At 63.7% G+C, this 10,995-nt stretch carries 9 protein-coding genes; 8 read left to right on the top strand and 1 reads right to left on the bottom strand.

Annotated features, from left to right (window positions below):
* The first annotated feature begins 303 nt into the window (after positions 1-303).
* From BFQ01_RS28980 to BFQ01_RS28945, 8 genes are all read left to right on the top strand, one after another.
* Entirely contained in the window at positions 304-657 is a 354-nt protein-coding gene (locus tag BFQ01_RS28980; RefSeq protein WP_065927991.1) for a hypothetical protein, read from the top strand.
* A gap of 125 nt (positions 658-782) precedes the next feature.
* A complete protein-coding gene (locus BFQ01_RS28975) occupies positions 783-3,353 on the top strand; it encodes a S8 family serine peptidase (protein WP_065927990.1) in 2,571 nt (856 codons plus the stop codon).
* A gap of 187 nt (positions 3,354-3,540) precedes the next feature.
* A complete protein-coding gene (locus BFQ01_RS28970; protein ID WP_003174327.1) occupies positions 3,541-4,500 on the top strand; it encodes an AAA family ATPase in 960 nt (319 codons plus the stop codon).
* 5 nt (positions 4,501-4,505) lie between these two features.
* Entirely contained in the window at positions 4,506-5,438 is a 933-nt protein-coding gene (locus BFQ01_RS28965; protein ID WP_065927989.1) for a DUF58 domain-containing protein, read from the top strand.
* Entirely contained in the window at positions 5,435-5,929 is a 495-nt protein-coding gene (locus BFQ01_RS28960; RefSeq protein ID WP_065927988.1) for a DUF4381 domain-containing protein, read from the top strand. The genes BFQ01_RS28965 and BFQ01_RS28960 overlap by 4 nt, the downstream gene beginning before the upstream one ends.
* Positions 5,922-7,010, top strand: coding sequence for a vWA domain-containing protein (locus BFQ01_RS28955; RefSeq protein ID WP_065927987.1), 1,089 nt, complete (start codon positions 5,922-5,924; stop codon positions 7,008-7,010). Before BFQ01_RS28960 ends, BFQ01_RS28955 begins: the two co-directional genes overlap by 8 nt.
* Positions 7,007-8,746 carry a tetratricopeptide repeat protein gene (locus BFQ01_RS28950; RefSeq protein WP_065927986.1) on the top strand — a complete coding sequence of 580 codons (1,740 nt, stop codon included), beginning with the start codon at positions 7,007-7,009 and terminating at the stop codon, positions 8,744-8,746. Before BFQ01_RS28955 ends, BFQ01_RS28950 begins: the two co-directional genes overlap by 4 nt.
* A complete protein-coding gene (locus BFQ01_RS28945) occupies positions 8,743-10,383 on the top strand; it encodes a BatD family protein (RefSeq protein WP_065927985.1) in 1,641 nt (546 codons plus the stop codon). The genes BFQ01_RS28950 and BFQ01_RS28945 overlap by 4 nt, the downstream gene beginning before the upstream one ends.
* A 275-nt stretch (positions 10,384-10,658) precedes the next feature.
* Here BFQ01_RS28945 and BFQ01_RS32515 read toward each other — a convergent pair whose 3' ends face one another.
* On the bottom strand, positions 10,659-10,886 hold the full coding sequence (locus tag BFQ01_RS32515) for a hypothetical protein (protein ID WP_137212529.1): 228 nt from the start codon (positions 10,884-10,886) through the stop codon (positions 10,659-10,661).
* Between the last annotated feature and the right edge of the window lie 109 nt (positions 10,887-10,995).

The raw sequence follows: 10,995 nt of genomic DNA, 5'->3' as shown, positions 1-10,995 counted from the left end.
ACGGTACGACGGGCAGGTCAGGCGCCTGGCACGTGCACATCCGTTGCGCAGCTTAACGAGTGTGGGAAGCCGGGTGCTTGCGATGCTGCGACATATTCGGTCATCGGTACGCAGGCGTGGGGTTGCGACTTGGGCAACCCGGAATTCCCGGTAGAAAAACCGGCTATTTTCCCCGCCCCGAGTACCGAAAATGACCGGTATTGCCCGTCAGGTCATGCGCTGGGTCTGACACAGGAAGCAGCACAAAATTCGCCGCAATGGCACAATTGCCTACGCAACGCCCTACCCCAGACAGGATTCCCCATGCTGCAACTGAAAACCGACGCCCTGATGGCCACCCCGTGCGACGACGAAGAAGACAACATGGCCATGCTCTGCTGCCACGGCAGGAACGGCGAGATGTTCATGCTCACCCGCTACCCCGACGAAGACGAAGTGGAACTGACCTGGGACTATGAGCCGTCGACCCTGGATGGGCTGAAAGTCACCCTCAGCGACACGACATTGCGGGTAGAGCTGGCAGCGGGCGATGCCGATGCACTGGGCGGCAAGGACCAATTGGAGATAACCCACGCCACCGCCGCAGCGGAGATGGCAGAAGTGGAACAAACCCTGCAAAACATCCTCAAGGGCACCGGCACCTACATCCGCGCCTGAATCGCACTGGCGCAGCCTTCACCGATGCCCTTGACCGTTGGTCGGTACTGTTATTTCTAACAGTACCCGGCCCCGTGTTTCCGGCCTTAGCTGAGCAAAGCAACGGTGACTGCACGGGTGCCTCGATGAAATCCCTCAGCAAGTTCCTGGCCATTGGCCTTTTGGCTACGGTTTCATCAGCGCTGGCGGCATCCGCAGCCAACACTGACTATTCACACTTGATTCTGCTGATCAAAGACGACGGATCCAGGTCGCGAAATCTTCAGGACCTCGTCGACCCCTCCAGCACCTTCCAGCACCGCGTGCCCAACATCAAGCCGCTGGTAACGCCGAGCAAGGCCCGCACGCTGGCGGATGCAGAAGCCCTGCGCCGCCATCGGCTGGACCGCTACTACATTGTCGACACGCGCCACTTGAGCCACAGGCAGGCTGACGCACTGCGCCAGCAACTCCAGCAAGACCCGGCCATAGAAGACGTCGACTTTGAACCCGTGGTGGAGGGCATGCACGACGACAAGGCCGAACCCATCGCAGGCAGTGCGCGCGGCAGCATACCGGACCATACCGGACGCCAGCACTACCTGCTCGGCCGACAAGCCGTGCCGCCCTACAACATCGGCGGTGTAAACGCGGTGAAGGCCTGGACCGTACCCGGTGGCAAGGGCTACAACATGCGGGTGATCTCTTCGGAGATCGATCATTGGGCCTACAACCACGTGGACCTGCCCAAACCTTTTCTGGAAGTCGATGCAGGGGCTCTTACTGGCTACCACGACACGGCCAGCGTCGGCACCATCGGCTCCAGGGACAACGGCTTCGGCACCACCGGCATCGTGCCCCATGCACAACTGGGCTATTCGCAATATGGCCCCAGCCGATTGCTGCAAACCGCCGAACAACTGAGCCCCGGCGATGTGTTGCAACTGGGCGTGCATATGAATTACACGCCCTTTCCAGCAGTCGGCTGCACCCAGAACTGCTACATGCCCCTGGAATACAACAGCATGGTACGCGACATCATCACCTACCTGACGATGGAAAAAGGTGTGCATGTCGTACTGGCTGCGGCAAACGGCAATATCAACCTGGACCACCCCTACTTCAACGGCTACTTTGATCGCAACAGATTCGATTCCGGCAGCATCTACGCGGGCGCCGTGTACCCCACGAGCGGTTTGAGAGCCTATTACTCCCAATACGGCAGACGCGTCGACCTGTTCAGTTGGGGCGGCTCCGTCACCACGACGACCTGGACCACCGCCAACCCCACCAGCGCCTACACCCACACCTACAGCGGCACCTCCTCCGCCAACCCGATCATTGCCGGGGTGATGGCATCGCTGCAAGGTGTGGCGCGGGCCAATGGCCTGGGCAATCTCGCCCCCAAGGAACTGCGCAGAATCCTCGTGGAGACCGGCTATCCACAAGCCAACGGCAACCGTACCGAGATTGGCGTGCAACCGGACCTGGAGGCCGCCATCCGCAAACTGCTTGCCGACGGCGCCGGCCAACCGCCCACGGGCCGGCTGGCCATCCCCGAGCAAGCCAAATCGGGAGAGACGTTCAACGGCCATGTCTATGCGCAATCGCCCACGCAAAAACCGCTGACCTATCGCTGGAATGCCGACGGGTTTACCCCTCCGGACGGGGATGGACCGACCTTGGCATTGACCGCCCCGCCCGTAACCGCCGATACCCTGACCTCGATTTCCGTGGCGGTGTCCGACGGCACCCACACCCTCAACCTGAGGGAAAACATGACCATCAAGGCCCCTGACGCGCCTCCGGTCGGCGACTGCGCCGCCCCCTGGATTGCGAGCAAGGTATATGCCTCCGCTGGCGAAAAAGTCTCCTACAGCGGTTACAACTACCAAGTGGCGCACTGGACGCAAAACGCTCGCCCCGATCTGAACTTTGTTGAAACCGGCGCCGCCAAACCCTGGCGGCGCCTGGGCACCTGCGGCAACGGGCTGCCGGTCGCCAGGATCACCGGCCCTTCCAGTGTTGAGGCCGGCAAGGCGGTGCTGCTATCGGGGGCCTCCTCCACGGGCCAAGGCTTGCGCTTCGCCTGGGCGGCCACTGGCTTCAACCCGGACTTTTCGGCGCAAGCATCCAGCAGCTTTATTGCTCCGAATACGGCGGGAACACGCGTCATCACCCTGACCGTCACCGATGAACGCGATCGCCGTGCGACGGCCAGCCACAGCCTCACGGTGACCACCGGCACCCCCGCCAACCGCCCACCCGTCGGCAGCCTGCAGGGCAGCGAAACGGTCGATTCGGGCAAGGCCGTGAGCTTCATCGCCAACACCAGCGACCCTGACGGCGACGCGATGAGCTACACGTGGACGCGCCCGACCGGCTTCACCGGCACCATCGGCAATACCCGCAGCGTCACCCTCACCGCCCCTGCGGTCACCGGCGATACCCGCGTCATCGTCAGTGTCGGGGTCAGTGACGGGCGCGGCGGTACGCTGCGACTGGAAAAACCGATCACCGTCAAGGCCCCGCCACCTTCGGGCAGTTGCCGCGACATTCCGGCGTGGTCGCCCACCAAGGTGTATTCAACCTACGCAGAGGCGGTGTCGTACAACGGCATGGCCTACAAACAGAACTTCTACAGCCTCGACAAACGCCCGGATCTCAACTCTGCCGTGCATAGCCAGCCTTGGCATCCCGAGGTGCCCTGCCGTTGAAGCAGAGGCGGTGAGCGGACACGCCTGCTCGCCGTCCTTTGTGCCTCTCACACAATTTTCCTACAAGTTTTGCTAAAAATACCCCGCGTGCCGTTAGTCGCCACCCCCTGCCATGCATTAAAGTAGGCGCCCCAGGCTGTCGTTTGTTACATGACGCACAGGCTCATCTCTCCAGGAACCGTCATCGATGGAACATCGTGAAGCGCTGCTCGCGCTGCGAACCTTTCTTTCTACGCAGATTCTCGGCCAGGAAAAACTCATCGATCGCCTGCTGATCGCCCTGCTCGCCGACGGCCATATGCTGGTGGAAGGCGCGCCGGGCCTGGCCAAGACCAAGGCGATCAAAGAGCTGGCCGAAGGCATCGAAGCGCAGTTCCATCGTATCCAGTTCACCCCCGACCTGTTGCCCGCCGACATCACCGGCACCGAGATCTATCGCCCGGAAACCGGCAGTTTCGTGTTCCAGCAAGGGCCGATCTTCCACAACCTGGTGCTGGCGGACGAGATCAACCGCGCCCCGGCCAAGGTGCAATCGGCGCTGTTGGAGGCCATGGCCGAGCGCCAGGTCAGCGTCGGGCGCAGTACCTACGACCTGTCCCCGCTGTTTCTGGTGATGGCCACGCAAAACCCCATCGAGCAGGAAGGCACCTACCCGCTGCCCGAGGCCCAGCTCGACCGTTTCCTGATGCACGTCAAGATCGGCTTCCCCGACGCGGCCGTCGAACGGCGCATCCTGCAACAGGCCCGTGGCGAAGCCCTCAACGGCGAAACCAAGCCCGAGCGCCGCGTCAGCCAGCAGGCGATCTTTGCCGCGCGCAAGGAAATCCTCGGCCTGTACATGGCCGATGCGGTGGAGGAATACCTGGTGCAACTGGTCATGGCCACGCGCACCCCGGCCAAGTTCGACCCGGAAATGGCCGAATGGATCGCCTACGGCGCCAGCCCCCGTGGCTCCATCGCCCTGGATCGCTGCGCGCGCGCCCATGCCTGGCTGGCCGGTCGCGACTTTGTCAGCCCGGAAGACATCCAGGCGGTGCTGTTCGACGTGCTGCGCCATCGCATCATCCTGTCGTTCGAAGCCGAAGCGGCCGGGATTGACCAGGACCGTGTGGTGCAACGCATTCTCGACGTCGTTGCCGTCGCTTGAAGTCGATGAACGCAAGCGATGGGGTGCGCGTCACGCTCAGCGAGCTGATCGAGATGCGCCACCGTGTGCGCGAAGTGCAGCTGTTTTCCACGCCAAGCCAGCGCAGCCCGTTGATTGGCCTGCACCACTCCAAGCTGCGCGGGCGCGGTGTGGACTTCGACCAGGTGCGCGTGTACCAGGCCGGCGACGACGTGCGCACCATCGACTGGCGCGTCACCGCGCGCACCCAGGAGCCGCACACCAAGCTGTTCCACGAAGAACGCGAACGGCCGATTTTCATCATGGTGGAGCAAAGTTGCCGGCTGTTTTTCGGCTCGGGGCAGATGTTCAAGTCGGTGCTCGCCGCTCAAGCCGCCAGCCTGATCGGCTGGGCCGCGTTAGGGCACAACGACCGCGTCGGCGGGCTGGTGTTCGGCGACAACGAGCACTACGAAATCAAGCCGCGCCGCAGCAAGCAAAGCCTGCTGCAATTGCTCAACCGCCTGGTGCGCGTCAACCAGAGCCTGGACACCGAAAGCCGCCCGGAGGCCGACGCCCTGGGCATGGCCCTGCGCCGTGGCCGCGAAGTGCTGCGTCCCGGCAGCCTGGTAATCGTGATCTGCGACGAACGTGCCCTCACCGAGGGCGCCGAGCAGCAATTGAGCCTGCTGTCACGCCATTGCGACTTGCTGCTGTTGCCGATCTCCGACCCGCTGGACCACGCCCTCCCCGCCGCCGGGCTGCTGCGTTTTGCGCAACGCGGGGCGCAATTGGAACTGGATACGCTGAACTTCGATTTGCGCCAGGCCTACAAGGCCCAGGCCGAAGCGCGCATCGCCCGTTGGGAACTGCTCGCGCAGAAACTGCGGATCCTGCTGATGCCCCTGAGCACCCAGAGCCAAATGGTCGAACAACTGCGCGAATACCTCAACCCGCAACGCCCGGTTAAAAAGCAATGAGCAGCCTCGACCAACTGCAACCGCTGATCGCCCCGCCGCCCATCGGCTTCTGGCCGCCCGCGCCGGGCTGGTGGCTGTTGCTGCTGGTCATCCCGCTGCTGGGTTGGGGGTTGTGGTCGCTGCGCCGCTTCTTGCCGACTCGACGCCCCCTGGCCCGCGCCGAACAACCGCTGGACCCGCTGCGCATCGCCGCCCTGGCGGAGTTGGCGCTGATGCCCAAACCCTACGATGGCGCGCCCGCCGGCGCCTGGCTGCAACAGCTCAATGGCCTGCTCAAGCGCCTGTGCCGCAACGACTATCCCTATAGCCAGAGCCATACCCTCAACGGCCGCAAATGGCTGGCATTCCTCGACAACCGTTGCCCGGCCGCCGGCCTCACGCGCTGGATGGTGCTGGTGGAGGGAGCCTACAAACCCGAATGCAAACTCGACGACAAGGCCATCGCCGGCCTGACCCAAGCGGTCGACACCTGGATCCGCAAACATGTTTGAGTTCGCCTGGCCGTGGATCTTCATCCTGTTGCCCTTGCCGTGGGTGATGCGGTTCATCCTGCCGGCGGCCGACAGCGGCGAGCCCGCCCTTAAAGTCAGCTACCTCGGCGATCTCGAAAGCCTGGCCCGCCGCCGTGCGCGGGTGAACCTGCCGGGCTGGCGTCAACAGGCGCCCTTCGTGGTGCTGTGGCTGCTGCTGCTGAGCGCAGCTGCGCGCCCGGAATGGCTGGGCGAGCCACTGCCGATTGCCGCCAGCGGCCGCGATTTGCTGGTGGCGGTGGACGTGTCCGGCTCCATGGACTTTCCCGACATGCACTGGCAGGACGAAGACGTCAGCCGCCTGAACCTGGTCAAGCACCTGCTCGGCGACTTCCTTGAAGGCCGCGAAGGTGACCGCGTGGGCCTGATCCTGTTCGGCAGCCAGGCCTACCTCCAGGCACCGCTGACCTTTGACCGCCGCACCGTGCGCACCTGGCTGGATGAGGCGCGCATCGGCATCGCCGGCAAGAACACCGCCATTGGCGATGCCATAGGCCTGGCGCTGAAACGCCTGCGTCAGCGGCCTGCGCAAAGCCGCGTGCTGATCCTGGTCACCGATGGCGCCAACAACGCCGGGCAGATCGCGCCCCTGATCGCCGCGCGCCTGGCGGCCGAAGAAGGGGTGAAGATCTACCCCATCGGCATCGGCGCCGACCCTGAGCAAACCGGTTCCCTGGGCATCCTTGGCGTCAACCCGAGCCTGGACCTCGACGAGCCGGCACTCAGGGCGATTGCCGAGGCCACCGGCGGCCAATACTTCCGTGCCCGCGATGGCCAGGAGCTGGAAGCGATCAAGCAGACACTGGACAAGCTCGAGCCCGTCGAACAGCAACCGACCCAGGCACGCCCGGCGCAGGCGCTGTACAGCGGACCGCTGGCCCTGGCGCTGATCCTGAGCATGTTGCTGGTGATCCACGAACGCTGGCCAAACAACGCCCTGCAACGCGGGCTCAACAAACTGTCGAGCAAGGGAATCTTCCTGCAACAGCATCCGGAATGGCGCCAGCGCCTTAAACGCCTGCGTCTACGGAGGCGTCGATGATCGCCCTGTGGCCACATTGGTTCCGTCCCTGGTGGCTGTTGCTGCTGCCGCTGCTCGGCTGGTTGCTGTGGCAACTGTGGCATCGGCAAAAGCGCGCCGGGCGCTGGCAGATGATCCTGCCGCCGGCCTTTCACGCCGTACTGCTCAGCGGTGGCAGCGGGCGCGAAAGCAAATCGCCGTGGGTGTTGCTGGGCCTCGCCTGGCTGTTGGCGGTGCTGGCGTTGCTGGGTCCCAGCTGGCAACGGGTTGAACAAACCAGCCAGAAACCCTCCGACCCGTTGGTGGTGCTGCTCGAACTGACCCCGGAAATGCTCGCCACCGACAGCCCGCCCAACCGCCTCGAACAGGCACGGCGCAAGCTCTATGACTTGTTGCAGGCGCGCAGCGATGCGCAAACCGCCATCGTCGTGTATGCCGGCAGCGCCCACACCCTGGTGCCGCTGTCGGACGACCTGGCCACCAGCCGCAACCTGCTCGACGCCCTGCGCCCCTCGATCATGCCGGAGTCCGGCCACCGCGCCGACCTGGCCGTGGAGAAAGCCCTGGACCTGCTCAAGCATGGCGGCCTGGGCCAGGGTCGCCTGCTGCTGGTCGGCTCATCGCTGTCCAAACAGGAACGCCAGGGCATTCGCCTGCTGCTGCAGGGCAACCAGGCGCCGAGCCTGTCGATCCTGGGCATCGGCAGCCGTGAAGGTACGCCGGTGACCCAGGAAAGCGGCGAATTCCTCAAGGACGAACAAGGCGCGATCCTGGTACCGCGCCTCGACAGCCCGACACTCAAGGCCTTCGCCAACGAAATGGGCGGCCGCTACCGGGCCGCACGCCTGGATGATAAAGACCTGCGCCAGCTCGGCGTGCTGGACCCGCCCCAAGCCCTGCGCAACGACGGCCAGTTACTGCACCTCGACACCTGGGCCGACCAGGGATACTGGCTGCTGCTGCCGCTGTTGCTGCTGGCCGCCTGCGCCGGGCGGCGCGGCTGGTTGTTCTTTTTACCGCTTCTGCTGTTGGGCGCGCCACAACCCAGCTATGCCTTTGAATTCCAGGATTTGTGGCTGCGGCCGGACCAGCAAGGCCAATACCTGCTCAAGCAGAAACGCCCCGCCGAGGCCGCAGAGCACTTCCAGGATCCGCAGTGGCAAGGCGTCGCCCTGTACGCGGCCGGCAACTATGCCGAGGCCATCAAGCGGTTTGCCGAGGGCAATGACGCCTATTCCCACTACAATCGCGGCAACGCCCTGGCCAGGTCCGGTGAACTCGAAGCGGCCATCGACGCCTACGAACAAGCCCTGGAAGCCCAGCCCGACCTGCAACCGGCACTGAAAAACAAGGCCCTGGTAGAAGCCCTGATCCAGGAACAGACAGAACCCGAGCCGCAAACGCAGGCAAAAAACGAGGATGACGAAACCACCCAACCCGGCCAAACTGCGCAACCGGGCGCCACTGGGCAAAATGCCACAGGTGGCGAGCAGTCGTCCCAGGGCCAGGGCGAAGCCGGCACCGGCGATACCCAGGCCGGCACCCCGCCGCCAGCCGCTGGCAACGACGTGCCGGGCAGCGAGTTGGGCGATGAGCACACCACCACCCCGCCGCTGCTTGCTGCCGACGCCAACCTCGACGGTGAACACCGCCAGGCCCTGGAACAATGGCTGCAGGAGATCCCGGACAATCCCGGCGAACTGCTGCGACGCAAATTCTGGTACGAACAGCAACAGCATCAGGACAAGACTCGATGAGCCGCCGCACCACCCTTCTGCTTCTGCTCGCGTTGTCGGCAGGCCACGCCCAGGCGGCCAGCCTGGTCGCCAGCGTCGACCGCAACCGTCTCAATTCCGGGGAAACGGTGGAACTGACGGTGGAATCCAGCGATGTCACCCAGTTCGGCAAGCCCGACCTGTCGCCCCTGGATGCGCAATTCGAAGTCAGTGGCACGCGCCAGCTCAACCAACTCACGACGTTGGGTGGCGATAACCATGCGACCACCCGCTGGATCATTACCCTGCTGCCCAAACAGAACGGCACGGTGGTGATTCCGCCGCTGCAAGTGGGTGAGTACACGACCCAGCCGATCAGCCTGCAAGTGCTGGAAACCACCAGCCAGGACACCAACGCCGAACTGGCCCCGGTGTTTGTCGAAGCCAACCTCGACCAGACCAGCGTGTACGTCCAGGCCCAGGCACTGTTGACCGTGCGCGTGTACCACTCGGTGTCGCTGTATGACGACAGCAGCTTGACGCCGTTGCAGATCCCCGATGCCCGTGTCGAACAGTTGGGCGAGTCGCGCACCTATGAAAAGGTCATCAACAGCATCCGCCATGGCGTGATCGAAACCCGCTACGCGATCTACCCGCAGCACAGCGGCACCCTGGAGATTCCCGCGCAGACGTTCAGCGCCACGCTGGTGGAGTCGCGTCCGCCCCAGGAAAACACACTGCAGGGCACCAAGCCCGGCAAGCTGATCCATGTGAGTTCGGCGGTGCTGCCACTGGCGGTCAAGCCCAAGCCCGCGCTGTACCCCGTCGATGCGCCCTGGTTGCCGGCTCGCAGCCTCACGCTCACCGAGAGCTGGAACCCGGAGCCGGAACATGTACAAGTCGGCGATTCCCTGACCCGCAGCCTGATCGTCAAGGCCGAAGGCCTGTCCAGCGCCCAACTGCCCGCCCTGCCCAGCACCGACATCAACGGCCTGCGCCGCTACCCGGACCAACCGATGCTCGGCAACCAGACCAGTGACCGTGGCCTGATCGGCAGTCGCGAAGACCGTGAGGCCCTGGTGCCCAACCGTGTCGGCGCCCTGGAACTGCCTGCCGTCGAGGTGGTGTGGTGGAACACCCACGAGGACCATCTGGAACGCACCAGCCTGCCGGCCCGCACCCTGCAAGTGGCCAACAACCCCAGCCTGGCGGTGGACACGCCGGCCATCCCGACCATCATCACCGCACCGGACGACAGCCGCCTGTGGCTGTGGCAACTCAGCACCCTGCTCCTGGCCTGCACCACCTTGCTGGGCTTCGGCCTGTGGTGGCGGGCCCGTCGGCAACCGGCGGTACTGCGCGCCGCGCAAACCGGCCCGAGCCCGCGCACCCTGCTCGACGACCTCAAGCGTGCCACCCAGGCCAACGACCCCCAGGCCACCCGCCAGGCACTGGATGCCTGGGCGCGGCAACAGCCGGAAACCCTGGCGGATATGGCGGCACGGTTTGTGCCGTTGTCGGATGCACTGGATGGGCTCAATGGCGCGCTGTACAGCGAGAGCGGTCAATACTGGCTGGGTGAAGAACTGTGGCGTGCGGTCAAGGCCATCCCCATGGCCGAGCGCGAGCAGGGCCCGGCGACGGACACCACCAGTTTGCCGCCGCTGTATCCCAAATAAGCCCTCCCAGATTTGACTTGTGCTGCCTGGGGGACCTGTATTGTTAAAGGCCAGCAATCCATAGTTCGTTAAAATTGCAGGACGTGCATTTGATCAGCAGCGCCAATAGCCTCGCCGACGGAGCGGCGGGCCGCATCCAGGGTGGACGCCCTCCTTTGAATATTCCCGCGTGGGGCGTGGAAATAATCAATCAAAGGACATCCACCGTCTAAAGGCGTTAAAGCAGGCCTTACTGATTGGCAGACAATGCCGATGAGCACTCCTGCATCGGCTCCTTATGTGGGTTTTCCGGAATCGAACCAGTTGACCATAAACCGCGCGTAATCAGCGCCAGCCTCAGCCAGTTTTGGATCGCGCTTTTCATTGGTCACACTTTCAAGCCAATCCCTGGGATTCATTGGTGCTTCCTTTGGCTCGCTTTTTTTTTCCGGCGACTGATGATGTACGGGAGGTAAGGTGAACGAGTAAAGAAGGTGATCACCACCGGGATTAATTGCACTCATATTCAATTTATCCTTCAAACAGTTCATAGGTATCCCACCTTCAGGTGGGACCTGTTTTGAGTGCATGTTCATCAGCGGTCAGTTCCAAGCGCGCCTGGTAACAGGGTAT

Source organism: Pseudomonas sp. 8 R 14 (genome assembly GCF_900005955.1).
Classification (GTDB): Bacteria; Pseudomonadota; Gammaproteobacteria; order Pseudomonadales; family Pseudomonadaceae; genus Aquipseudomonas; species Aquipseudomonas marginalis.
This window is presented reverse-complemented; position numbering and strand designations above follow the sequence as displayed.